This window comes from Glutamicibacter nicotianae, assembly GCF_002797775.1.
Classification (GTDB): domain Bacteria; phylum Actinomycetota; class Actinomycetes; order Actinomycetales; family Micrococcaceae; genus Glutamicibacter; species Glutamicibacter nicotianae.
In genome coordinates this window covers 3,128,809-3,152,367 of sequence record NZ_PGEY01000001.1, presented here as the reverse complement: position 1 = coordinate 3,152,367, position 23,559 = coordinate 3,128,809, and the positions used below count along the sequence as shown (strand labels likewise).

Genomic DNA, 23,559 nt, shown 5'->3' with positions numbered 1-23,559 from the left:
TGCCGGTGCTAGCGCAGCGCCGGGTCCGGGACGAAGCTCTGCTGCAGCAGCCGGCTCCAGCGGTTGGCCGGCAGCTGCGGGTTCAGCAGCGCAATGCCGATGCAGTACTTGGACATCGACACCTCGCGGATGCCCAGCTCTGCCAGAGCCTGGTCCGAAACGCCGCGGCCGTCGGCTGACTTGGTCTCCACGACAATCAGGTCCGGCCCGTCGACTTTCGCCTCGCCATGGGCGTATTCCAGCTCGACATCGCAGGTCAGCCGTTCACCATCGATCGGGTTCACGAACGTCGCGCGGCGGTAGGCGCTGTCCAGGACCGGCTGCAATTGGGGTGCCTCCTGCCCGTACTCGCTGCGCAGCACCGATTCGAGGAATTCCCGGTTTTCCTTGGTCAGTTCGCCAGCAGTGTCCAGGTCCTGCTCTACACGGTGCTTCACCGTGGCGCCACGCAGCCCCTTGGTCTTGATCTCGAACATCGACAGCCCGGTGTCCGCATAGGTGCGCGAGCGCACCTTGTAGCGCCGGCGCCGGCCCTGGCGGTGGGCGCGGTACTGGTCGTAGTCCTCGGTGTCGAAATACACCGATTCGTAGCGGAAGGTGCGCCGGCCGTCGATCTGCATGATCTTGAACTGGTCGCCCAAGCGCTCGGATAGCGCGGTGAATTCCTCCGGGGTCAGCAGGAACTTCTTGTCGACGCGGGTCTGCAGCGCAGCTTCGGAGATCACATCTTCGAGGCTGATGGGCTCCCGGCCGATGACGGCTGCCTCCAGAGCCGCCCTGGCTTGGGAGGAGGCGAGGTCCACACGCTTGTCGGCAAGGGCAGTCATCAAGACCACGACCCCTGCTTCGCTCCGTTCTGCGTGGCCGGGGCGGTCTGGCTGTTGGCCAGTTCATAGGTGCCGGAGAAGCTCTCGGAGGCGCTGGCCTTGGACGCAGGCTTGCTGCCGGCGGCGTTGGTGCGGAAGCGGACATCGACGATGGTCAGGTCGCGCACCATGTCCAGCTCGACAACCACGGTTCGCAGCACCTTGGCATCCAGCAGTTCTTCAAGCGCGGCCTGCAGGTCGACCTTCTTCGGGTAGGCGCGTTCCAGGGTCACGGTCTGGCGTTCGGTGCGCGGGGCGAAGCTCGGGTGGTCGGCAAGGAACATCACCAGAACCAGGGCCGCGGTCGCTGCCGGAGCCAGCCATGCAGGTTCCGGGTGCAGGCCGTTGACCAAGCCGATGGCCAGCGAGATGAAGTAGTAGGCCACTTCTTCCTGGGTCAAGGTGTCGGACCGAAGGCGGATGATCGAGAGGATGCCGAAGAGGCCGAGACCCAGCCCCATGCCCGCACCGCTGCCCGAGAGCAGCAAGGTGACGGCGAAGATGCCCATGCTCAAGGCGATGTAGGCCAGCACGAGGTCGCGGCGGAAGTGGCGGCGGAAGTATACGAAGCACACGAGAACCGTAATACCGATGATGTTGGAGCCCAGTCCCATCCAGAATGACAACATTGCTCTCCCTTTCGAAGACGTGAGGTGATGATCTCTTCGAAATGAACTTTAGGTGAACTAGATGAGTCCGGAAGTAGAACAACATGAGAACGCCCTCATGTTTCTTAATGAGTCATGACCTGCCGGTTTGCTGTTTGTTGAAGGTGACGACGAGACCTTCGCAGGGTTGGAAGCCTGCGTTAAATACCGCTCGGCGGCTCTTCTCCTTGCGAGAAGAGCCGCCGAGCGGTGTTGCGAAATTGGCTACTTGCCGGCTTCGATTTCAGCCTTGGCGGTAGCATCCGAGTCGTTCAGGAACTTGCCGATGCGCTCGACTTCCTCGGTCTCCCCGATGGCAGCAGCCGCCCGGCCCAGCGCGTACAGCGAGCGCAGGAAGCCGCGGTTCGGCTCGTGGCGCCAAGGCACCGGGCCCTGTCCGCGCCAGCCGGCCTTGCGCAGCGAGTCCAGGCCGCGGTGGTAGCCCACGCGTGCGAACGCATAGGACTCCACGATGCGGCCTTCGTTATGCGCTTCGTTGGCAAGCAGTGCCCAAGCCAGTGACGAGGCAGGGAATTTTGCCGCCAAGTCCGCGGCTTCGTCCCCGGCTTCGTGGCGTGACAGCACTTCGGTTTCTTCCGGAAGCAGGGTTTCCGGGATGCCCAGCAGGTTTTCTCCGACCATGGTTACTTCAGCGACTTTCCGGCCGAGCCGAGCTGCTGGGCAGCTTCAACGATGCGGGCAGCCATGGACTCTTCGGCCTTGGCGCCCCACACGCGTGGGTCGTAGGTCTTCTTGTTGCCAACTTCGCCGTCAACCTTCAGCACACCGTCATAGTTGGCAAGCATGTGGCCAGCTACCGGGCGGGTGAAGGCGTACTGGGTGTCGGTGTCGATGTTCATCTTGATCACGCCATAGGCAACTGCGTCAGCAATTTCCTGCTCAGAAGAGCCCGATCCGCCGTGGAATACCAGGTCGAATGGGTTCGCCTTGCCAATCTTGGCGCCAACCTGGGCCTGGATATCCTTCAGGATCTCTGGGCGCAGCTTTACGTTGCCTGGCTTGTAAACGCCGTGCACGTTGCCGAAGGTCAGCGCGGTGATGTAACGGCCCTTCTCGCCGGAGCCCAGGGCTTCAATGGTGGCCAGAGCGTCTTCGACGGTGGTGTAGAGCTTGTCATTAATGGCGTTCTCCACGCCGTCTTCCTCGCCGCCCACGGTGCCGATCTCGACCTCGAGGATCTGCTTGGCGGCATGGGTGCGCGGCAGCAGTTCGGCGGCAATGCGCAGGTTCTCTTCGAGGGTTTCAGCCGAACCGTCCCACATGTGGGAGTTGAAGAATGGATCGCGGCCTGCGGCAACTTCGGCTTCCGAAGCGGCCAGCAGCGGCAGCACGAAACCGTCCAGCTTGTCGGCTGGGCAGTGGTCGGTGTGCAGCGCGATGTTCACGCCGTAGTTCTTGGCAACCTGGCGGGCGAAGGCCGCGAAGCCCAGCGAGCCGGCAACCATGTCCTTGATGGACGCACCTGACCAGTATGCGGCGCCGCCGGTGGAGACCTGGATGATGCCGTCGGATTCAGCCTCTGCGAAACCGCGGATTGCGGCGTTCAAAGTCTGCGAGCTGGTCACGTTCACTGCTGGGAAGGCGTAGCCGCCTGCCTTGGCAGCATCGATCATTGCATTGTACTTATCGGGGGTTGCGATAGGCATGCTTCACTCCTGGTGATTAGCGAGGTTACGCGTCTCCATTGACGGCGGTTCGCCATCCATCCTATCGGCTATGGCACTGGCTGAGTCCTAAATCTCAGATCGTGACACGGGGATTTCCGAGGTTTACGGCAAAGCGAACGGCCAACCCAGACGAGAACTAGTCTCATGACGGTTGGCCGTTGGCTTATTGCGTTCCTTATTCGTTTGTTGCGCTCTGGGAACTGCTTCCCGATGGAGCCACCTGCGTGGTGCCAGTTCTGCTTGGAGCTGGCGCCGAGCTCGTGGACGCATTCGGAGTTTCGCTTCCGGTTGACGTCGACTTCGACGAATCCGTTTCAGCCTCAGGAGCTGGCGTCGTTGGAGACTTCTCGACCGAACCTTTTTCTTCCTTGGATCCCTCAGTGGGCGCGGGGGCTGTTGTCTCAGGAGCAGTCGTCTCAGGCCCCGTAGGCGAGCTCTCGTCAGGGCTCGTCGAACCGTCTGGACTCTGCGACTCGCTTGGGCTCGTCGACGCGTCCGGACTCTTGGAGTTATCCGGACTCTTGGAGCTATCCGGGCTCTGCGAGCCATCTGGCGACTGCGAACCGTTTGGGGATTCGCTCTCGCTTGGCGACGGGCGCTTCGTTTCCGATGGGGTCGGTTTCGGCCGAGGAATGACTGGAGTATCGTCCTCGGGAACGATCACATCTGGATCCGGGCCGCTTGGAGCGCGATCTGGCGTCTGGGAGCCGTTGCCCTTCGGAGCGGTGCCGGCGTTGACCGTCAGGCGCTGCGAATTAATCATTGCCTGACGCTGTCCAGGAATGGTTGGCAGGTAGTTGCGCGGATCGTGCCAACGGCCATCGATGATGACCTCGAAGTGCACATGGCAACCGGTCGAGTTGCCGGTAGTGCCGGCCAAGGCAATCAGCTCGCCCTGTTCGACCCGCTGCCCCACCTTGGCAATCAACTTTGAATTGTGGCTGTAGCCAGTCTGGACATTGCTGCCGTGATCAATAGTCACACGCATGCCTGAGTGGCCTGCCCATGAGGATACGGTGACCGTTCCAGCCTCGGAAGCGTAAACGGGCGAGCCGCAGGCAATCGGGTAGTCCTGGCCGATGTGGATCTGGTTGCCCGGACCGGTTGGGTTGGCACGCCAGCCGTAGGGGCTGGAAATCTTGCGCGTCTTGACCGGGTGCATCAGCTGCAGGTCGCCAGGCAGCTTGCCCAGTTCACCTACCATGCCGGCGAGCAATGCGGAGGATTCGTTGTCATCGCCGGATGCTTCGGACTCAGCATCAGCGCCATCGATCATGCCCACTGGACGTCCGTCAATTGCCAGTTCCTTGCCGGAACCGCCGAAGGCATTCAGTGGAGCGTCGGCGCTGACATAGACAGGCCCGTTGAACATCGACGGATCAGCGACAGCGTCGATGCCTACGGGGATATTTCCCTGCCTGGTATCTCCGACCTGCGCCATGATTGGGATCGCCAAGGCTCCTGTCAGCCCGAGCGCAGCGACGATAGAAGTCGACCATATAACCAATGGTTTCCTGCGTCGCGGCAAACCCGGCAACAACAAGTCGTGGTTCACTTGATGACGTCGTTTCACGACCGCCCTCTCCCAGATCACATTTTCATAACCAAAATCCAGCGTAGGCCGAAAATGGTAACTAATCCAGATGCTCGACTAAACTCGCCAGTATTAAATTTCCAGTTAACCTACATTTTGCCCAAACACGTGCCTGCGCACCCATGCGTGCATGGCAATCCCGGCGGCGGAAGCCGCATTGATTGAACGAGTCGACCCGAACTGCTCGATGGACAAGGTGTCCTTGGCCGCGGCATGGACTTCCGGGCTGAGTCCGGGACCTTCTTGCCCGAAGACCAGCACGCAGTTCTTCGGAAGATCGTAGGTTTCCAATGGAACGGAATCCGGGAAGATATCGATGCCCAGAATGGTCAGCCCTTCGCCTTCGGCCCAGGCAACGAACTCCTCCACCGTTGCATGGTGGCGTACATGCTGGTAACGATCCGTGACCATGGCGCCTCGCCGATTCCAGCGGCGGCGGCCGATGATATGTACTTCCTTGGCCAAGAAGGCATTGGCGCTGCGCACCACAGTGCCGATGTTCATATCGTGCTGCCAGTTTTCAATCGCGATATGGAAATCGTGGCGGCGTTCGTCAAGATCAGCAATGATGGCGTCCATCGTCCAGTAGCGGTATTTGTCCGCGACGTTGCGCCGGTCGCCCTCGGCAAGCAGCTGCGGATCGTATCTTCCGTCGGTAGGCAGCTCCCCTTCCCAGGGGCCCACACCGATGACATGCTGCGCACCGGGATCATTCACTGGTTCATGCGTTTCTTCGTTCACAGTATTAAGCCTAGTTCGTTATGTTCGTGCCCTTGTTCACGGTGCATTTGCACGAGCCTGTGTAATCTCTTAATAGAAGGGGATACTTTCAGTGCCGATAGCTCCCACCACATACTTTCCCAGGGAGGATCCACGCCTCGTGACTACTTCAATCCGCGGTACCCGAACTGTCCACGACATCAAATGCTGGCTCACCGACATGGACGGCGTATTGGTGCACGAGAACCAGGCCATCAAGGGCGCCGCCGAGCTTTTGGGCTACTGGCGCGAAAACAACCTGCGCTTCCTGGTGCTGACCAACAACTCCATCTTCACCCCGCGCGATTTGCGCGCCCGCTTGCTGGCCTCGGGCCTGGACGTCCCGGAGGAGAACATCTGGACGTCCGCGATGGCCACCGCCGAGTTCCTGGCTCGCCAGCGTCCAGGTGGCCGCACCTTCGTCATCGGCGAAGCCGGCCTGACCACCGCACTGCACGATGCAGGTTTCATCATGACCGATCAGAATCCTGACTACGTGGTTCTGGGCGAGACCCGCACCTACTCTTTTGAAGCCATCACCAAGGCCATCCGGCTGATCGAAGGCGGGGCGAAGTTCATCGCCACGAATCCGGACGCCACCGGCCCCTCCACCGAGGGCATCATGCCGGCCACCGGCGCCATCGCGGCCCTGATCTCGCGCGCAACCAACCGCGACCCATACGTGGTGGGCAAGCCGAACCCGATGATGTTCCGCTCCGCCTTGAACCGGATCGACGCGCACTCGGAAACCACCGCGATGATCGGCGACCGCATGGACACCGATATCGTTGCGGGCATGGAAGCCGGACTCCTGACGGCATTGGTGTACACCGGCATCACCGCCCGGGAAGACATGGATACCTTCCCGTTCCGCCCGGACCTTCAGTTCCCTTCCGTGGCTAACCTGCATGCGGAACTCGCCAAGGGCGCCGCGGCAGCGGAAACGCCAGCCGCCAAGAAGTAGCCTTCAGCTGACCCATGTAAGGCCGGGCTTTTGCCCGGCCTTACTGCGTTGGCGCACGGTTCCGGACGTATGCTGAGACCGTGAGCGAGCAAGTACCGAACGAGGTTCCGGGTGCGCGGAAGCGCGGGCGCCCCAAGGGCAGCACCACCGGGACAACCAAGGCGGCCATCCTCAGGGCCGCCTCCAAGGAATTTTCCCATGCCGGATACGAGGCAGCCAGCCTCCGTTCGGTAGCGCGCCGAGCCGGGGTGGATCCTGCGCTGGTGCACCATTACTTCAAGGACAAGGACGACCTGTTCGTCCAGACCATGCACATCCCCGTCAATCCAGGGGAAATCATTGCCCAGGCCGCCACGGCGCCGTTGGAGCAGATGGGCGAGGCGCTGGTTCGCGCGTTGCTCACCACCTGGCGCAAGCCCGCCTTCCGCACGGCGGCAACGGCCATGATCCGGGGACTAATTTCCAGCAGCAGCGCGACGAAGATCCTCCGCCCCTTCCTGCAGAAGGAGATCTTCTCGCGCTTGGGTTCGCGTTTACCCGAAGATAGCGCCGAACCCCGGGTGGCCCTGGTGGCCAGCCAGATTATCGGGCTCATTGTCGCGCGCTACATCATTGACTTGGAGCCTTTGGCCTCCATGGATGACGAGCAGGTGATCAAGCTGGTAGCTCCCACTATCCAGCGCTACCTCACCGGTGAATTGCCTGCGCTGGACCATTGACATACCGCTGGCGGGGGTCTCTAATTCATTATGTGATGAATAAAAAGGCTTGTGTCGATGTGCAGCGCCTCGTGGTCAGACGCGGAAGGTCCCTGGTCCTGGACCAGGTGGGCTTCCAACTAGCGCCGGGACTGATCATCGGCTTGCTCGGACCCAGCGGCAGCGGCAAGAGCACCCTGCTGCGCAGCATCGTGGGCAACCAGATCATCAGCGGTGGAACTGCCACCGTTCTCGGACAGCCCGCCGGGCACAAATCCCTGCGCCATCGGGTCGGCTACATGACCCAGGCCGCCAGCGTCTATGACGATTTGAGCGTCAAGCAGAACATCGCCTATTTCGCCAAGATCCTCGGGCAGCGGGCAGCCGAAGTGGAGCGAGTCATGGAAACCACGGACCTCACGGATCAGTCCGACCGGCTGGCCATGGATCTATCCGGCGGGCAGCGCAATCGCGTGTCCTTGGCCATCGCATTGCTCGGCTCGCCGGACATTGTCATCCTGGATGAACCCACGGTGGGCTTGGACCCTGTCCTGCGGGCGGATTTGTGGGCGATGTTCTCGCGACTGGCGGCCACCGGCCTTTGCCTTGTCGTCTCCAGCCATGTCATGGACGAAGCCATGCGGTGCGATGAAGTACTGCTGCTGCGCGAGGGGAAACTGCTCGGCCAGATGACCCCGGAAGCGTTGATGGAATCAACCGGTGCGCAGAATCCCGAAGATGCTTTCGTTGCGCTGATCGCGGCAGGCGGCACCGCGCAGCCGCCAAGCCGCAAGGCATCTGTTCCGAAGCATCGGGCCGCGGCGGAAGGGAAGCAGCCATGAAACGCACACTCGCCACCACCGGGCGGGTCTTGGCCCAGGTGCGCCACGACCCGCGGACCATCGCGTTGATGCTCATCGTGCCCAGCCTGCTGATCGGCCTGATCGCCTGGATCTTCACCGACACCCCGGCCTTCAGCCGCATCGGTCCGGCCATGATCGCGTTGTTCCCCTTCGTGGTGATGTTCCTGGTCACCAGCATCGCCACCCTGCGCGAGCGGCGCAGCGGCACCCTCGAGCGCCTGCTGAGCATGCCGCTGGCCAAGGGCGAGTTCATCTTCGGCTATGCGCTGGCCTTTACCCTGGTCGCGATTTTCCAAACCATGATCGCTGTCAGCTTCGCCATCTGGGTTTGCGGCCTGGAAATCGAAGGCAGCTTCTGGCTGCTGTTTGCTGTGGCAGCCCTCGACGCGCTGCTGGGAATCAGCCTCGGGTTGATGGCCAGCGCCTTCGCGCGCACCGAATTCCAAGTAGTCCAGTTCATGCCTGCACTGGTCATCCCGCAGTTCCTGCTGGCCGGCATCATCCTGCCCCGCGAGCAGCTGCCCGGAGTGCTGGAAGCCATTGGAGACTGGCTTCCACTGTCCCACGCCATCGACGACCTCTCAGATGTCGCGGCGGGAACAGTGGATTCCGCGACGGCAGGCAGCATGCTGGTCATCGTCGCCTGGATCGCCGTCGCGCTGCTGGTCGGTTCACTGACACTGCGGCGTCGCACCGCATAGCGGCTACGCGATGTCCACCGGGGTATCCATCACGCGGCCTTCGGCCACTTCACGCACTGTCCCGGTGATCTCGAAATCGGCTTGCACTGCAAGATCCTCGCTGCTCGAACCCACCAGCGCCGTGAACGTGCCCGGTTCCACAATGCGTTTTCCAGACAGGCCAGTGAACGAGGTGCGGTCGGCGTGAAGCGTGAAGGTGACCCGCTTCGACTCCCCTGCCTCGAGCGGCACCTTGGCGAAACCGGCAAGCCAGCGGCGCGGACGCACCACCTGCGACACCGCATCAGCAAGGTACAACTGCACCACTTCAGCTCCGGAGCGCGCCCCGGTATTGGTTGCGGTGGCGCTGATCCGAAGGCTCCCGTCGGTAGCAATACCAGTCTCCGACAGCTCCAACCCGGAGATTTCGAAGCTGGTGTAGGAGCTGCCGTAGCCGAAGGGGTACAGCGGCCGCGGATCGAGATTCGTGACGCCTTCGGCATGCCACGCCAGCTTTGAGGCAAGGTAGGTGCCCGGCTGCCCGCCGATATGGTCGGGGATCTGCGCCGGCAGCTTGCCCGAGGGGTTGACCTCGCCGGTCAGCACACTGGCCAGCGCAGGCCCGCCCTCCACCCCCGGCATGAAGCACTGGACGATGGCCGCGGTGCGATCCGCGAACTGCCCGAGCGAGTACGGGCGCCCGGTGACCAGCACCAGCACCGTCGGGGTGCCGGTCGCCAGCACCGCTTCCACCAGATCCCCCTGCCGCCCGGGCAGGCGCAGGTCGACCACGTCGCAGCCCTCTCCCGAGGTGCCCCGGCCAAAGAGGCCAGCGAGGTCGCCGACGGTGACCACCGCGACTTCGGCATTGCGGGCCGCTTCGACGGCCTGGGCGATGCCCGAACCATCCAGATCGGTGAAGTCCACGCCGCGGGCATACTCGATCTGCGATCCGGCGAGCGCAGGAGCCTGCTGCAAGGCTTCGAGGATCGAGGCCATCGGCACGCCGTAGTCCTGCTGCTCGGCAAAGCGCGAGTAGACGTGGTTGGTGAAGGAGTAGCAACCCAGGTGGGTGCGCGGCTGGGAGGCGCTGGGGCCAATGACCGCCACACGTGCCGGGTTCTCCAGGGGGAGAATCTGCTCATTGCGCAGCAGGACGATGGATTCCTCGGCCATCTTCCGGGCATGGGCACGGTTATCCGCCGAATCCAGTTCCACGTCATCGCCCAGCCAGGCCTTGCGCGGGTTCCAGCCTGGGTCCAGCAGGCCCAATTCGAGCTTCTGGGCCAGCACGCGGCGTACCGCGGTGTCCAGGACTTCCTGCTCCAGCGCTCCGGCGCGGACAGCCTGGGCCAAGTTGGCGAAGGCGGTGGTCTCCGGGAGCTCAACGTCCATGCCGGCCTCCAGGGACAGCCGGCCCGCCGCGTCCTCGTCTTCTGCGACTTCGTGCATGCTGTGCAGGAAGCTGACGGACCAGTAGTCGGCCACGACGGTTCCCTTGAAGCCCCAGCGGCCACGCAGCACTTCGGTGAGCAGCCGGTGGCTGCCCGCTGGCGCTTCGCCATCCACGTCCGCATAGGAGTTCATCACTGACTTCACTCCGGCTTCGCGAACTGCGCGTTCAAACGGCGGGAAGACGATGTCCTCCAAGGCGCGCGGGCCCATGGAGACCGGCGCATGGTTGCGTCCGGCTTGCGAGGCCGCGTAGCCGGCGAAGTGCTTCAAGGTGGCGTGCACCCCGGAATCCTGCAAGCCGCGCACATAGGCTACCGCCAGCTCGCCCACAAGGTGGGGGTCTTCGCCCATGGTCTCTTCCACCCGGCCCCAGCGGTAGTCCCGGGCAACGTCCAGGACTGGGGACAGACCCTGGTGCACGCCCATTTTCCGCATGTCGGCACCGATGCGCCGAGCCATGCCTCCAATGAGTTCCGGATTGAAGGTTGCGCCCCAGGCGATGGACGCCGGATAGCAGGTGGCCCCCAGGGTGGTGAAACCGGTCAGGCATTCCTCGTGGGCAATGGCCGGAATACCCAGGCGGTTGGCGGCAATGACCTGCTCTTGCAGTTCAACCAGGCGTTCGCGGCCCTCGGCGGGAGCCAACGGGATGGTGCCGAAGGCGCGGGTGATATGACCCAATCCGTCCTTGATGGCGTCTTCGAAGTCGGGTCCGGCGCCGAAGGTGTTGGCCATCGGCGCCACATTGCTCTCGCCATCCTGGCTTGCTTCCGCAGGGCGGATCCAGAACGAGCCCAGCTGCGCGGCTTTCTCTTCCAGTGTCATTTCATCCATCAGCGCGGCGACGCGTTGCTCGGCAGGAAGTGCGGTGTCATGCCAGGCTTGCTCGACAGTTTTCATGGTTTTTCCTTGTCTTCAAAAGATTTCGATAGCTTGAGGCGCGCTGGATCAGCCCTTGACCGCGCCCTGCAGTCCATTGACGATGCGTTTCTGCATGGCCAGGAAAAAGACCAGTGCCGGGATCATGGCCAGCGCGGTGAAAGCGAAGACGCCGGCGGTATCCGCCGAGTGCTCGCTGGAGTAGTCTGCGACGCCCAGCGGCAAGGTGCGCATCTCCCCCCGCAGCAGCAGCAGCGGAAGCAGGTACGCGTTCCATGACCCGACGAAGGCCAGCACGCCGACGGTGACCATGCCCGGTCCGGACAGCGGCAGCAGGATCTTCCAGAAGAAGCCCATGCGGCTGGCGCCATCGAGCTGGGCCGCTTCTTCCAGCTCCTGCGGTAGCGCCATCAGGAAGGGGCGCAGGATGACCACGGTCATGGGCAGCGCGAAGGCCGCCTGCGGCAGGGCCACACCCCACCAGGTGTTGCCCATGCCCAGGTCTCGGGTGATCAGGATGAACAGCGGAACGATTGCCACGGTGGCGGGGAACAGCAAGCCGAGCACGAAGACCATGAAGATCGGTTCGCGCAGGCGGAACTGGTAGCGGGCCAACGGGTAGGCGGCCATGATCCCGAAAACCACCACGATAACGGTGGTGATCAGCGCAATCATCGTGGAGTTCAGCGCGTACTGCCAGAAATCTGGGTTCTTCAGCACGCGCGTGTAGTTCTCCAGCACCCAGGGAGCGGGAAGGCCTGCCGGGTTCTCGGCCAGCTGCGCGTTGGTGCGGAAGCCGCCGAGCACCCCGTAGATGACCGGACCCAGGGTGATCGCGACGACCGCCAAGGCGATGGCGTAGACCAGGACGTTTCCACCCTGCCGGCCATTGCGCTTTTTGGCGCGGCGGGCCTGTGCCGGCGTGTGCTGCGGGCGGGTGGTCAAGGTGGCGCTCATGCTTTGGCTCGCTTCCGCTTCGGGCGCTCGACATCCGGTTGCGCATCGCGCTTGAGGATGAACTGCTGGTAGGAGATGGCCAGCACCAGGGCGACGATGAACAAGATGACCGAGGCAGCCGCGGCAATGCCGAAGTTCTGGCGCTTGGTTCCTTCCGAAACCAGGAAGCTGGCCATGGTGGTCGTGGCGTTGGCCGGGCCACCGCCGGTGAGGATCCAGACCATGTCGAAGAGCTGGAGCGATCCGATCATGGACAGGAAGCCCCAGGTGCGCAGGGTGGGCCCCAGCAGCGGGATGGTGATCTTCCGCTGGATCTGCCACCAGGAGGCGCCGTCGATTTCCGCCGCTTCGTAGAGCTCGGACGGCACGCCCTGCAGTCCGGCAAGGAACAGGATCACCGCCAGCCCAAGGTACTTCCAGGTCAGTACGCCCAGCACGGTCCACAAGGCGAGTTCCGGCGTGCCCAGCCAGCCTTGGACCGGTCCTTGGATCCCCAAATGGGACAAGATGGTGTCGATAACCCCGTACTGCGGCTGCAGGAGCTGGAACCAGACCACGCCGGCAATGACTTCGGAGAGCACGTAGGGCACGAAGATGATAGTGCGCAGCAAGGACTGGATCTTCATCTTCCGATTCAGCAGCAGCGCGATGCCCAGGCCGATCGGGAGCTGCAGGGCGATGGAGCCTCCGATGATGACCAGGTTATGGACCAGGGCATCGGTGAATACCTCGTTGCCCAGTACCCGGACGTAGTTCTTGAAGCCTACGAAGTCCACCAGCGGGCCGAAGCCCTTCCAGTTGTACACCGAAAAGCGCACCGCTTGGATGATGGGGACCAGCATGAAGACCGCGATCAGCAGCAATGCCGGGCTGACGAAGAACAAGATCTCCAGATTCTTGCGCTTCTGTGCTGGCTTGCGTCCGCGCTTGGAGTCTCTTGGAGCTGGCAGCGCGTTTGCCTTGGAACGCTCCTTGTCGGCAAGATCGGTGCCGCCGCCAGTTGATAAGCTGGCGGCGCAGGTTACTTCTTGGGCCACGGCGGGGATCACTTCTCCAGGTCAGCGGCATCTTGGCTGGCGTCGACGATCTTCTGAGCGTTGGACTTGCCGGCAAAGAGCAGGGCAATTTCATCGTTCATTGCGCCGCCAATCGATGCGCCGAAAGCGGTGTCGAAGTAGAGCTGGAAGTACGGAGCACTGTCACGCACGTCCATCAGCGAGGCCAGTGCTGGGTCAGCGATCGCGTCCTTGGCATCCGGGTTGGTCGGCAGGCCCATGTCCAATTCGGCGAATCCGCGCTGGACTTCGGTGGAGAGCATGTACTTCACGAAGTCGACGGCCGCATCTGGCGCGCCTTCGGAAACTGCCCAGGCGTCGCCTCCGCCAAGCTGCGCGGCAGGGTCGCCTTGTCCGCCCTCGATGGCAGGGAATGGGAACCAGCCGGTGTCCTCGCCCATGCCCGCGCCGTCCTCGGTCAGGCCCTGCATGACCCCTGGCTCCCAGTGGCCAGCCAGTTCCATGGCTACCTTTCCTGTGGCCAGCAGGCCGGAAGCGGAGGTCGGGCCGGACTGCGCCGGGGTGGAGAGGAAGCCCGGGTTGAACGGCTGGGCCTTGATCAGCTTGTCCACATCTTCCCCGGCCGCCACGAAGCACTGGTCGCTGAAATCGAGATTGGCGACCGAGTCGGCAAGGGTCTGCTGGGAGCATTCGCGCACTGCCGCGTAGTACCAGTAGTGGGCTGCTGGCCACTTGTCGCCAGCGCCAATGGAAATCGGGTCGATGCCGGCCTGCTTCAGCTTCCCGGTGGCCTCGATCAGTTCGTCGAAGGTCTGCGGAGCCGAATCGATGCCCGCTTCCTTGAACAGCGCCTTGTTGTACCAGAACCCCGCGCCGCCCAGGGAGAACGGCAAGGCGTAGGTCCTGCCATCGAGCTGCCAGCCGCCGGCGCTCTCGCCGAGGAAGGCGATTTCCTCGGCGGCCGCATCGGTCAGGTCCTTGGTCAGTCCCGCGGCCACGTGCGCCGCCAGCTCGCCGCCGCCACGTTCCATGTAGACATCCGGGGCATCGCCGCTCTGGAAAGCCGCATCGAGCTTGGTGAGCATGTCCTCGTGCTGCATTGCGTTGACTTCTACGTTCACACCTTCGTGGGCGGCTTCGAAGTCGGCCGCCACTTTTTCGTAGTAGGCCTTGCCGTCGCCATTGTTGGAGTTGTGCCACCAGGTGATTGTGGTCGTTCCGTCAGCCGACTTCCCATCCTCTTTTGCGCCGGCGGCGCAGCCAGTGGCCAGCAAGGCGGTTGTGGCGGCCAGCGCCAGGATCTGCGCACCTAGGGTCTTGGATAACATGCTCGTGCTCCTCAGCTGTGATGATGACCTGCCGGCTTCGGGCGGCAGGCGATTGGCTCCACCAAGAATTTCACCGTGACGCAGGTCATGTCAATCGTTTTCGATAACGTTTTCCAAATCCATCGCGAAAACGTTATCGAAAAGTTCGCGATTCCCCGCCATTTCCCCGTGAAACCACGATTTCCCAGAGCGTTTTGCGCTACTGTTAGTCGAGTGATGACCCCTCAGACCGGAATTCCCGAGATCCCCGCCCAGCAGCAGCTCTCCGGCGAGCCCTCCGGCTCACGCGTGACCATCAACGATGTCGCGCGCGCCGCGCAGGTCTCGGTCTCAACCGTGTCGAAGGTCGTCAACGGCCGCTACGGGGTTGCCCCGGCTACCATCGCCAAGGTCCACCAGGTCATCAGCGCGCTGGGTTACGAGACCTCGCTGGTCGCTTCTTCGCTGCGCAGCACCCGCACCAACATCATCGGCATCCTGGTTGCGGAATTCGAGCCCTTCTCGCTGGGCCTGCTCAACGGCATCTCCGCGACCCTGCGCGGAACGGAATACGATCTAATGGCCTACGCGGGCAATCTTTCCCCGGACGGGCATGCCGGCTGGGAGCGCCGCTCGCTGTCCCGTTTGGGAGGAACCCTGATCGACGGCGCCATCATCGTCACCCCCACGGTGGAGGTCCCGCATAGCTCGGTTCCGGTCGTCGCCATTGACCCGCATACGGGGCCGCAGATGCCGCTGGCCATCGATGTGGACAACCGCGCCGGAGCCTACACTGCCACCAAGCACCTGCTGGATCTGGGCCATCGCCGCATCGGGCATATCCGCGGACGAGCGGATCTGGCATCCGCGCACCTGCGCGAGCAGGGCTACCGCCAAGCACTGGAAGAGGCCGGCGTGGAATTCGACCAGCAGTTGGCGCGCGACGGCGATTACCAGCATGACGCTGCCGTGCAGGCCGCCAATGACCTGCTCGATCTGCCCGAACCGCCCACCGCAATCTTTGCGGCCAACGACCTTTCGGCCCTGGCCGCGTTGGAAGTTGCCGGCGAACGCGGGCTGCAGGTTCCCGGCGATCTCTCGATCATCGGGTTCGACGACATTCCCGAGGCAGCACAGGCCACTCCCCCGCTGAGCACCGTGCGCCAGCCGCTGCATGAGATGGGCGCCCAAGCGGTGAACATGCTGCTGGCTCTGCTTTCCGGCGAGAACGTCCAATCCCCGGACCACTTGCCAGCGGTGCTCGTTCCGCGCGAGACCACCTCGCGTGCGCGCAACTGCTAACGGGCAAAGCAGAGCACCCCGCTACGCACCGGAAATTTTCCACTGCGCAACGAGGTGCTGTCCGTGCGATCCTGCGCTGGCTACAGGCCCAGCTCGTCCTTGCCGTAGGCGAACAGGTAGGGGACGCCGGCTTCTTCTTCGATGCGTTCCTTGGCTCCGGTGTCCCGGTCAACGATCACTGCCACGGCAATGACGTTGCCGCCTGCCTTGCGCACACCTTCTACAGCGGTCAGCGCGGAGCCGCCAGTGGTGGAAGTATCTTCAAGCACGATGACATCGCGGCCTTCAACGCTTGGCCCCTCAACCTGGCGGCCCATGCCGTAGGACTTCTGCGCCTTGCGGACCACGAATGCATCGATGGCGCGCTGCCGGGCACGTGCGGTGTGCATGATGGCGGTGCCTACCGGGTCGGCCCCCATGGTCAGGCCGCCAACATTGGTGAATTCCAGCTTGGCCTCGTCCAGCAGGTCAAGCATGACTTCGCCAACCAAGCCGGATGCTTCCTGATGCAGGGTGACACGGCGCAGATCGATGTAGTAATCGGCTTCCTTGCCCGAGGACAAGGTGACCTTGCCGCGCACAATGGCTAGTTCTTGGATCAGTTCTTTTAGTCGCTCACGCGCGCTGGTTTCGCTCATACCCTCGATTCTAGTCGGCATCATGGCTAGGCTGATTCCATGAACGCAAAACGCCCCTTGGGTTACTGGTTGAAATTGGTGGATTCGCTGATTGACGAGCAGTTTGCAGCGACTCTGGAAGAACATGGTGTGACGCGCAGGCAATGGCAGGTGCTCAACCTGCTGGAGCAGCAGCCTGCCACCGAGGCGCAGCTGGACGCCGGGCTTTCGCCGTTCTTCGCCTCCCCGGATGAACCGCAATCATTGCGGGAACACCTTGCCGAGCTGATCGAATCCGGTTGGGTTACGGCAGTGAACGGCGAATATTCCATCACCGAGCGAGGGCACACTTCGCTGCTCAAGCTCAGTGAGCTGGTGGAGAAGATCCGCACCCAGTTCGGCCAGGACCTGGATGGTTCAGAATATGATGCCGTGGTCGAAACCTTGGAGAAGATCGCCCGGAACCTGGGCTGGGACCCCGACCGGGAATCCGCGTAGCCCCGCCCGGATGTGTTGAGAACAGATTAACTTTCGTTCCCAACCGGTGCAGCAGTACCGCACGGCGATGGCTCATGCCTAGGATTAGAAGCATGCGTGAACTGCAAGCAAAGATCATTGAAGAGCTGGGCGTGCGCCCGGAAATCGACCCGGCGGCCGAGATCCGCCGGCGCATCGACTTCCTCAAGGACTATCTGGCCGCCACCGGGGCGAAGGGTTTCGTGCTGGGTATTTCCGGCGGCATCGATTCGACGCTGGCTGGCCGTCTAGCCCAGCTGGCAGTTGAAGAGGTGCGCGACGCCGGCGGCGAGGCCCGCTTCGTGTCGGTGCGCCTGCCGCATGGGGTGCAGAAGGATGCTGCCGATGCTCAAGCCGCCATGGATTTCGTGGCTGCCGACGAGCAGTTCGAGGTGAACATCCAGAAGCCGGTCGCCGCCTTCGACGAGGCCCTGGCTGATGCAGGGCACCCGGCACTGAGCGATTTCAACCGCGGCAACCTTAAGGCCCGCTCCCGAATGCTGATGCAGTATGCCATGGCCGGCGACCGCGGGATGCTGGTACTGGGCACCGACCACGCGGCCGAGTCGGTCACCGGCTTTTTCACCAAGTTCGGCGACGGTGCAGCGGATCTGTTGCCCTTGGCCGGGCTGAACAAGCGCCAGAACCAGGCGCTGCTGCGCGAGCTGCAGGCCCCTGAGCTGCTGTGGGCCAAGGAGCCGACCGCGGATCTGCTGGATGGCCAGCCCCTGCGCGCAGATGAAGACGAGCTCGGCCTGACCTATCCGCAGATTGACGATTACCTCGAGGGCCGAGAGATCGATCCGTCCGCTGCCGAAGCCATCGAGCGGCGCTTCCTGGGATCACGGCATAAGCGCACCGTGCCTGCCACCTACTGGGACAAATGGTGGCGCGCCTAGCGGTTATCCCAATCCGGTAATTTCCTTCAGCGCCTGGACATGTTGCGCAAAGGCCTCTTGCCCGGACGAAGTCAGCTTCGCCCAGGTGCGGGGCCTTTTGCCCACGTACCCCTTCTTGATCTGCACGTACCCTCCGGTCTCCAGTGCGCTCAAATGCCTCGACAGCACCGAATCCGAAATGCCGATGGCTTCCTTCAAGGACTTGACGTCAGCTTCATCCACGGCTTGCAGGGAACCCACCAGCGAAAGCCGCACCGGATTGGAGAAGTCGTCATCGAGCCGTTCGCGGGCACGGGTGCTCATTTGCGCACCATCGCAATTCCGCTCAGCGACAACGGCGCGAGACGATGATCCAGATCAGCGCGATGGCGCCTCAGCCCATGGGCCCGGCTCCGAGCAACGCAACTTCTACACGAAGGCGCTCACTCCGGTCAGCGCGCGCCCGACGATCAGCGAGTTGATCTCATAGGTGCCTTCATAGGTATGGAGAATTTCGACATCGCAGAAGACCTTGGCCATTTCGAAATCGCTCACCACGCCATTGCCGCCAAGCATCGCCCGGCCCAACGCGGCCGACTCCCTTGCCAGGCGGGTGGCAGTCGACTTCGCCATGGCAGCATCCTCCATGCGCAGTTTTCCACGCTCTTGCTTGCGGGCAATCTCGCACATCATGGAGAGGCAGGCGCCCAGATTGCCTGCGATTTCGGCCAGCGGCTGCTGGATCAGCTGGAAGGCGGCCAACGGCTTGCCGAACTGCTGGCGCTGCGTGGCGTAGGCCTTGCAGATGTCGAGCGTGGCCATCATCGCGCCGGCAGCCTGCCATCCCACCCAAGCACGCGATTGCATCAGCAGCTGGTTTGCGGCGGCGAAGCTGGTGGCCCCGGGCAACTTGTTCGCTACTGGAATCCGCACGTTCTCCAGCCGGATATCCGCATTCTGCATGCCGCGCAGCCCGATCTTGTTTTCAATCTTGGTGGCGCTGTATCCAGGGCGGTCCGATTCAACGAGGTACGCTCCGATCTGCGCAGTCTCCTCGTCCTTGGCCCAGACCAGCGCGAAATCGCTCAGCGTACCCATGCCGATCCAGCGCTTGGCGCCGTTGATGACGTATTCGTCCCCGCCGCGGTGCGCGGTGGCGCCTATGCCTCCGGCGATATCCGATCCATGCTCCGGTTCGGTCAGCGCAAATGCGCCGAAGGCTTCAAAGCCGGCGAGCTTGTCCTGCCACCGCGCCCGCTGCTGCTCCGACCCCAGTTCGTGGATCATCCCAAGCACCAGTTCGTTATGGATGCCGACCACTGATGAGGTTGAAATATCGGCCCGGGCGAGTTCTGCATGGATCAGCCCGCGCAGCAGATGAGAGCTGTCCTCCAGCTGCAAACCACCCAGCCCCAATTCGGCCAGCTTGCCGATCAGCTCGGCGGGAAATTCTTCGCGGTTCCAGTAGCCAATCGACTGGCGGCGCACCTCGCGCTGCGCCACCTGGCTGATTTCACGCAGCCGCTGCCGTTCGGCTTCCTCCAGTTGTCCGGCCATATTCAAGAGGTCCATCTGGGGATTCCTTCCAAACCATAGGAAGTCCAAGTATATTGTTGGACTAAGTCTTCTTTTGGGGGTATGCAAATGACTTCTCCGCTGCCACGCGATCCAATCGCGCAAGCCAGGGAACAGTGGATTTCCCATGGGTGGTCAGCCGAGGCCGATTCCATGGCCGCGATTACCGCGGTGATGCGCACCGCATCGATCTACTTGCAGCGGGCCGACGCCATCCTCAAGCCTCACGGACTGACGTTTGCGCGATTCGAAGTGCTCGCCCTGCTCGGCTTCTCGAAGCGCGGTTCCCTGCCGATGAGCCAGGCCAGCCAGCTGCTGCAGGTTCACGCAACCAGCCTGACCAATTCGGTAGACCGGCTGGAAGCCACCGGCTTGGTGCGGCGCATCCCGCACCCAACCGACGGCCGCACCCGGCTATTGGAGCTCACGGCCGCAGGCCAGCAGGTGCTGCCCGCGGCCCGTGACGACCTGAACGAAAAGCTCTTCGCCCGAAGCAATCTTTCGGGCACCGACGCAACCGAAATCTTCGAAATCCTGGCCCGCTTCCGCAAGGCCTCCGGGGACTTCCTATAGCGAGCCGTCGCGGATCGCGTTGATGATCCCGGAGAAGTCGGTGCCCGCATTGCCTTCATCGCTGAATTTGCGGTACAGCGCCGCGGCAAGGGAGCCGAGCTGGGCATCGGTCGTCGTATGCTCCAGCGCACTGGCTGCCAGGCCCAGGTCCTTGGCCATCAATGCGGCGGCGAATCCCGGCTGGTAGTCCCGATTGGCAGGAGAGGCTGGCACCGGCCCAGGTACAGGGCAATTGGTCGTCACCGACCAGCACTGTCCCGAGGCCGAGGAAATGACATCGAACAGCGCCTGGTGCTCCAGGCCCAGCCGCTCTCCGAGCACGAACGCCTCGGCAGCGCCAATCATCGAGATGCCCAGCAGCATGTTGTTGCAGACCTTGGCGGCCTGTCCGGCGCCGTATCCGCCGCAATGCACGATGCGCTTGCCCATATGCTCAAGCACGCCGGTGATCTCCTCGAGATCCTCGGACTGCGCACCGAGCATGAAGGTCAGGGTCCCCGCTTCCGCCCCGACGACGCCTCCGGAAACCGGGGCATCGGCGCTGCGATGCCCCGCGTCAACCGCAAGCTGCTCCGCTTCACGGGCCTGTGCTACATCGATGGTGGAGCACTCCAGGAAGAGCGTATTGGGCTTGGCGCTCTCCAGCAGGTATTCACGGTAGGCATCGAGCACGTGCTTGCCCGAGGGGAACATGGTGATGACGATATCGACATCGGTGGCCGCCTCTGCGCCTGTCGCCACGGTGGCTATGCCTGCTTCTGCGGCCGCCTGCACCGCGGCAGGAACCACGTCGAAGCCCTTGATCCGGTAGCCGGCTTTGTGCAGGTTAATGGCCATGGGCAGTCCCATATGGCCCATGCCGAGGAATCCGATAACTGGTTTGACGCTCATGAGTGGCTCTTTTCCTCTAGATCTTCAGCGAGCAGTGCGAAAGTCAGTTCTGCTCCCGGCAAGGGTGCCAGGTGCCTTTGCGTGCGTTGGGCCGAAGTTTGGCCGGGGACAGTTTCGGTCCATTGCGGATTGCGGTCCTTATCGACCACTGCGGCGCGAATGCCCTCGGCGAAATCTGGGTCGTCGAGCCGATTTACGGCGGCCCGGTATTCCCGCTGCAGATCCGTTCTCAAATCGGCTCCAGCCAGGCGAAGGAGTTCTTCGGCTAGGCGTACCGAGCTTGGGCAGGCAGCGGCCAATGCCTTCAGCGCTTCCTGGGCTTGCGGCGAGTCGTTGCGCTCCAGTGCATGCACTACTGCTGGGATGCTTTCTTCGCCAAAGGACTGCACCCATTCTTCGTGCAGGAATCCGGGCTTCGGGCTCTGCGCATAGTCGGCCAGCACTGCCGCAGCGGGCTGGGTTTCCAGCTCGGCGAGCAAGTCAGGGATCTTCTCCTGCGGCACATAGGAGTCGGCCAGGCCCAAGGCGATGGTGTCGGCGGCGCCGAATTTCATTCCGGTCAGGGCCGCCAAGCGTCCGGCGGCATGCGGCGCACGCGCCAGCAAATGCGTTCCACCCACGTCTGGGAAGAATCCGATGCCGACTTCCGGCATGCCGCACCGGCTGGCTTCAGTAACAATGCGATGGCTGCCGTGCGCCGAAATGCCGATGCCGCCACCAAGGACAATTCCGTCCATGAGCGCAATGTACGGCTTGGGGTACTCGTCGATCAGGACATTGAGCTGGTATTCAATGCGCCAGAAGTCGGCCGAAGCGCCACTGCGGTCCAGGATGTCCCGGTAGATCGCCACGATATCCCCACCGGCGCACAGGCCGCGCTCCCCAGCACCCATGACCGCTACTTGGGCGATCTCCGGGTCATTGCGCCATTGAAGCAGGGCGTCGAGGAATTCCCGGCACATGTCCGTGGTGAGCGCGTTGAGGGCCTTGGGCCGGTTCAGCGTTATGAGTCCCAGGTGCCCCCGGCGTTCGGTCAGAATCTCAGGCAACAGACTCTCCTTTGAGTGATTGAGGTCACCTACTGATGTCGAATATACTCGGACTTCCAACTAAATTGAAGTGGCACAGGACAGCAAACTTGATAGGTTGAACTAGTGAAGATTGCAACCTGGAATGTGAACTCGCTGCGAGCCCGCGCCGACCGTGTTGAGGATTGGCTGCGACGCACCGATGTAGATGTCCTGGCTATCCAGGAAACTAAGTGCAAAGACGACAATTTCCCCTGGGAACTGTTCGAGAACAACGACTACGAGGTGGCGCACTTCGGAGTCAACCAGTGGAATGGCGTCGCCATCGCTTCCCGCGTTGGCCTCGAAGATGTTGAACGTACCTTCCCTGGGCAGCCGGAATTCGGCAAGGCCGGAAAGAACCCGATCCAAGAGCCTCGCGCCATCGCGGCAACCTGCGGCGGGGTGCGCATCTGGAGCCTGTACGTCCCGAACGGGCGCGCGCTGGATGACGAGCACATGGGCTACAAGTTGAACTGGCTGGACGTGCTCAAGCAGGAATCCGCCGGCTGGCTGGAGCAGAATCCCCAGGCGCAGATTGCCTTGATGGGCGATTGGAACATCGCACCAAAGGACGAAGACGTCTGGAACATCGACTTCTTCATCGAGAACAAGATGACCCACGTGTCAGCACCAGAGCGTGCCGCCTTCGCTGCCTTCGAGGAACTGGGCTTCACCGATGTGGTGCGCCCGCATACCGAAGGCCAATACACCTATTGGGACTACACGCAGTTGCGTTTCCCGAAGGGCGAAGGCATGCGCATTGATTTCTCGCTCACCTCGCCGGCGCTCACCGCACGGGTAATCGGTGCGAGCATTGACCGCGAGGAACGCAAGGGCAAGGGCGCCAGCGACCACGCCCCGGTCATCGTGGAGCTGGCCGGCTAGTCATGACGGCAAAGATGACTGGGCCCGCCGCAGAGCTGACGGCCGCCACAGCGCACCTTCGCGTCTATGAGCCGCTGGATGCCTTTGAGGATTGGGCCCAGTCCATCATCTTGCGTACTCCCCGGCGCACCGGGGAGCAATGGGACGCCTTCGAGAACGAGCGGCTCTGGAGCCGCACCCTGCGCAACGTCTCCGACCCGTTCCCGCACGACGAGCCGGAATTCTTCCGCAGCGTGAAGTCCTTGGACTACCAAGGCACCGAGCACACCCGGTACTGCCCAGGACAGCTGCAGGCACGCAGCCTGCTCGCCGCCGAACAAGCCGAAGAAGCCATGCGGACCGAGGTGTTCGACCTGCTGGTGCCGCCGGCAGCGCGGCAGGCCAATGCCCAACGCGTTGATGCCGACCGCCTGGCCAAAGACCTGACCCATCTGCACACGAGGACCTCGTCGTGGGGCATCCCGCTTGGCTGGTTCGCCCTCTTCCGCGAAGATGACGAGCACGAGCTGGTGCATAGCGGCGAGCAGTTGAAATCCGTTCGCATGTACGCCTCCTTCGAGCAAGCCATTAATCGCCTGTCCTGGGCAGTGCAGACGCTGGCGACCCATGCGCCGCAGTCGCAGCTTTTCGAGGAGCTGGGCAGCCTGGGCGGCTGGCTGGAAACTTTCGACAGCCGCTCGGTGATTGAACTGGATTACGGACTGCTGGCAGAAATTGTGTGGCCAGATGAATCCGTGAATGACCTGATGCACGGTATTCAGGCATTGGAAGACGAGGACCTGACGAGTGCCGCTGCGGCATACCGCCGGCTGAGCAGTCGCTGGATCGGCCCGCGGCATCTGGGTCGCGCAAACTAGCTATCTGTCCCCGGATACAGCA

The 23,559-nt window shown here is 62.7% G+C and carries 25 protein-coding genes; 10 read left to right on the top strand and 15 right to left on the bottom strand.

Features of this window, described 5'->3' with window-relative positions:
* Nucleotides 1-8: 8 nt before the first annotated feature.
* From ATK23_RS14695 to ATK23_RS14670, 6 genes are all read right to left on the bottom strand, one after another.
* Nucleotides 9-827, bottom strand: a complete 819-nt coding sequence (locus tag ATK23_RS14695) for a polyphosphate polymerase domain-containing protein (RefSeq protein ID WP_052253847.1) — start codon at nucleotides 825-827, stop codon at nucleotides 9-11.
* Nucleotides 827-1,495 (bottom strand): DUF4956 domain-containing protein, encoded by a 669-nt coding sequence (locus ATK23_RS14690; RefSeq protein WP_066143549.1) that lies wholly within the window; start codon nucleotides 1,493-1,495, stop codon nucleotides 827-829. The genes ATK23_RS14695 and ATK23_RS14690 overlap by 1 nt, the downstream gene beginning before the upstream one ends.
* Before the next feature lie 243 nt (nucleotides 1,496-1,738).
* Nucleotides 1,739-2,155, bottom strand: a complete 417-nt coding sequence (locus ATK23_RS14685; RefSeq protein ID WP_066143546.1) for a DUF3151 domain-containing protein — start codon at nucleotides 2,153-2,155, stop codon at nucleotides 1,739-1,741.
* 2 nt (nucleotides 2,156-2,157) lie between these two features.
* Nucleotides 2,158-3,180, bottom strand: coding sequence for a class II fructose-bisphosphate aldolase (fbaA, locus tag ATK23_RS14680; RefSeq protein WP_066143544.1), 1,023 nt, complete (start codon nucleotides 3,178-3,180; stop codon nucleotides 2,158-2,160).
* Between the two features lie 196 nt (nucleotides 3,181-3,376).
* Nucleotides 3,377-4,657, bottom strand: a complete 1,281-nt coding sequence (locus ATK23_RS14675; protein WP_066143540.1) for a M23 family metallopeptidase — start codon at nucleotides 4,655-4,657, stop codon at nucleotides 3,377-3,379.
* A gap of 222 nt (nucleotides 4,658-4,879) precedes the next feature.
* The gene (locus tag ATK23_RS14670; RefSeq protein WP_066143537.1) at nucleotides 4,880-5,536 is read right to left on the bottom strand and encodes a TrmH family RNA methyltransferase; all 657 of its coding nucleotides are present in this window, start codon (nucleotides 5,534-5,536) and stop codon (nucleotides 4,880-4,882) included.
* 139 nt (nucleotides 5,537-5,675) lie between these two features.
* On the opposite strand from ATK23_RS14670, the gene ATK23_RS14665 reads away from it, so the two are divergent.
* The 4 genes from ATK23_RS14665 to ATK23_RS14650 all read left to right on the top strand — a co-directional run bounded on the left by ATK23_RS14665 (nucleotide 5,676) and on the right by ATK23_RS14650 (nucleotide 8,780).
* Nucleotides 5,676-6,518: an HAD-IIA family hydrolase gene (locus tag ATK23_RS14665; RefSeq protein WP_100339296.1), complete on the top strand. Its 843-nt coding sequence runs from the start codon at nucleotides 5,676-5,678 to the stop codon at nucleotides 6,516-6,518.
* Nucleotides 6,519-6,598: 80 nt separating this feature from the next.
* Nucleotides 6,599-7,237, top strand: a complete 639-nt coding sequence (locus tag ATK23_RS14660; protein WP_066143532.1) for a TetR/AcrR family transcriptional regulator — start codon at nucleotides 6,599-6,601, stop codon at nucleotides 7,235-7,237.
* Between the two features lie 35 nt (nucleotides 7,238-7,272).
* Entirely contained in the window at nucleotides 7,273-8,058 is a 786-nt protein-coding gene (locus tag ATK23_RS14655) for an ABC transporter ATP-binding protein (protein WP_083515664.1), read from the top strand.
* Nucleotides 8,055-8,780, top strand: coding sequence for an ABC transporter permease (locus ATK23_RS14650; protein WP_066143528.1), 726 nt, complete (start codon nucleotides 8,055-8,057; stop codon nucleotides 8,778-8,780). The genes ATK23_RS14655 and ATK23_RS14650 overlap by 4 nt, the downstream gene beginning before the upstream one ends.
* 3 nt (nucleotides 8,781-8,783) lie before the next feature.
* On the opposite strand, the gene ATK23_RS14645 is transcribed toward ATK23_RS14650, so the two are convergent.
* Genes ATK23_RS14645 through ATK23_RS14630 form a run of 4 tightly spaced genes read right to left on the bottom strand, consistent with a single transcriptional unit; the run spans nucleotide 8,784 to nucleotide 14,394 of the window.
* Entirely contained in the window at nucleotides 8,784-11,114 is a 2,331-nt protein-coding gene (locus ATK23_RS14645; protein WP_066143525.1) for a glycoside hydrolase family 3 N-terminal domain-containing protein, read from the bottom strand.
* Nucleotides 11,115-11,162: 48 nt separating this feature from the next.
* Nucleotides 11,163-12,050 (bottom strand): carbohydrate ABC transporter permease, encoded by an 888-nt coding sequence (locus tag ATK23_RS14640; RefSeq protein WP_066143523.1) that lies wholly within the window; start codon nucleotides 12,048-12,050, stop codon nucleotides 11,163-11,165.
* Nucleotides 12,047-13,087, bottom strand: a complete 1,041-nt coding sequence (locus ATK23_RS14635) for a carbohydrate ABC transporter permease (protein WP_083515705.1) — start codon at nucleotides 13,085-13,087, stop codon at nucleotides 12,047-12,049. The genes ATK23_RS14640 and ATK23_RS14635 overlap by 4 nt, the downstream gene beginning before the upstream one ends.
* 8 nt (nucleotides 13,088-13,095) lie before the next feature.
* The gene (locus ATK23_RS14630) at nucleotides 13,096-14,394 is read right to left on the bottom strand and encodes an ABC transporter substrate-binding protein (protein WP_066143520.1); all 1,299 of its coding nucleotides are present in this window, start codon (nucleotides 14,392-14,394) and stop codon (nucleotides 13,096-13,098) included.
* 216 nt (nucleotides 14,395-14,610) lie between these two features.
* Here ATK23_RS14630 and ATK23_RS14625 point away from each other — a divergent pair, with 216 nt between their 5' ends.
* Nucleotides 14,611-15,675, top strand: a complete 1,065-nt coding sequence (locus ATK23_RS14625) for a LacI family DNA-binding transcriptional regulator (protein WP_066143517.1) — start codon at nucleotides 14,611-14,613, stop codon at nucleotides 15,673-15,675.
* 80 nt (nucleotides 15,676-15,755) lie between these two features.
* Here the strand turns inward: ATK23_RS14625 and pyrE are convergent, their stop codons facing one another.
* Entirely contained in the window at nucleotides 15,756-16,313 is a 558-nt protein-coding gene (pyrE, locus tag ATK23_RS14620) for an orotate phosphoribosyltransferase (protein WP_174520620.1), read from the bottom strand.
* A 39-nt stretch (nucleotides 16,314-16,352) separates the two neighbouring features.
* Between pyrE and ATK23_RS14615 the strand changes: the two genes are divergently transcribed.
* Together ATK23_RS14615 and nadE are read left to right on the top strand one after the other, a co-directional pair.
* Nucleotides 16,353-16,790: a MarR family winged helix-turn-helix transcriptional regulator gene (locus ATK23_RS14615; protein WP_038992004.1), complete on the top strand. Its 438-nt coding sequence runs from the start codon at nucleotides 16,353-16,355 to the stop codon at nucleotides 16,788-16,790.
* Between the two features lie 92 nt (nucleotides 16,791-16,882).
* The gene (gene nadE / locus ATK23_RS14610; RefSeq protein WP_066143511.1) at nucleotides 16,883-17,707 is read left to right on the top strand and encodes an NAD(+) synthase; all 825 of its coding nucleotides are present in this window, start codon (nucleotides 16,883-16,885) and stop codon (nucleotides 17,705-17,707) included.
* Nucleotides 17,708-17,710: 3 nt separating this feature from the next.
* Here the strand turns inward: nadE and ATK23_RS14605 are convergent, their stop codons facing one another.
* Nucleotides 17,711-18,010: a winged helix-turn-helix domain-containing protein gene (locus ATK23_RS14605; RefSeq protein ID WP_066143508.1), complete on the bottom strand. Its 300-nt coding sequence runs from the start codon at nucleotides 18,008-18,010 to the stop codon at nucleotides 17,711-17,713.
* A 105-nt stretch (nucleotides 18,011-18,115) separates the two neighbouring features.
* On the bottom strand, nucleotides 18,116-19,258 hold the full coding sequence (locus tag ATK23_RS14600) for an acyl-CoA dehydrogenase family protein (protein ID WP_066143505.1): 1,143 nt from the start codon (nucleotides 19,256-19,258) through the stop codon (nucleotides 18,116-18,118).
* 72 nt (nucleotides 19,259-19,330) lie between these two features.
* On the opposite strand from ATK23_RS14600, the gene ATK23_RS14595 reads away from it, so the two are divergent.
* Nucleotides 19,331-19,834, top strand: a complete 504-nt coding sequence (locus tag ATK23_RS14595) for a MarR family winged helix-turn-helix transcriptional regulator (RefSeq protein WP_066143502.1) — start codon at nucleotides 19,331-19,333, stop codon at nucleotides 19,832-19,834.
* Here ATK23_RS14595 and mmsB read toward each other — a convergent pair.
* Both mmsB and ATK23_RS14585 read right to left on the bottom strand, forming a co-directional pair.
* The gene (gene mmsB / locus ATK23_RS14590) at nucleotides 19,829-20,725 is read right to left on the bottom strand and encodes a 3-hydroxyisobutyrate dehydrogenase (protein ID WP_066143500.1); all 897 of its coding nucleotides are present in this window, start codon (nucleotides 20,723-20,725) and stop codon (nucleotides 19,829-19,831) included. The genes ATK23_RS14595 and mmsB overlap by 6 nt on opposite strands.
* Nucleotides 20,722-21,774: a 3-hydroxyisobutyryl-CoA hydrolase gene (locus ATK23_RS14585; RefSeq protein ID WP_066143497.1), complete on the bottom strand. Its 1,053-nt coding sequence runs from the start codon at nucleotides 21,772-21,774 to the stop codon at nucleotides 20,722-20,724. The genes mmsB and ATK23_RS14585 overlap by 4 nt, the downstream gene beginning before the upstream one ends.
* Nucleotides 21,775-21,879: 105 nt before the next feature.
* Between ATK23_RS14585 and ATK23_RS14580 the strand changes: the two genes are divergently transcribed.
* Nucleotides 21,880-22,680, top strand: coding sequence for an exodeoxyribonuclease III (locus tag ATK23_RS14580; protein ID WP_066143494.1), 801 nt, complete (start codon nucleotides 21,880-21,882; stop codon nucleotides 22,678-22,680).
* Nucleotides 22,681-22,694: 14 nt separating this feature from the next.
* On the top strand, nucleotides 22,695-23,537 hold the full coding sequence (locus ATK23_RS14575) for a DUF8083 family protein (protein ID WP_052253858.1): 843 nt from the start codon (nucleotides 22,695-22,697) through the stop codon (nucleotides 23,535-23,537).
* The last annotated feature ends 22 nt before the right edge of the window (nucleotides 23,538-23,559 follow it).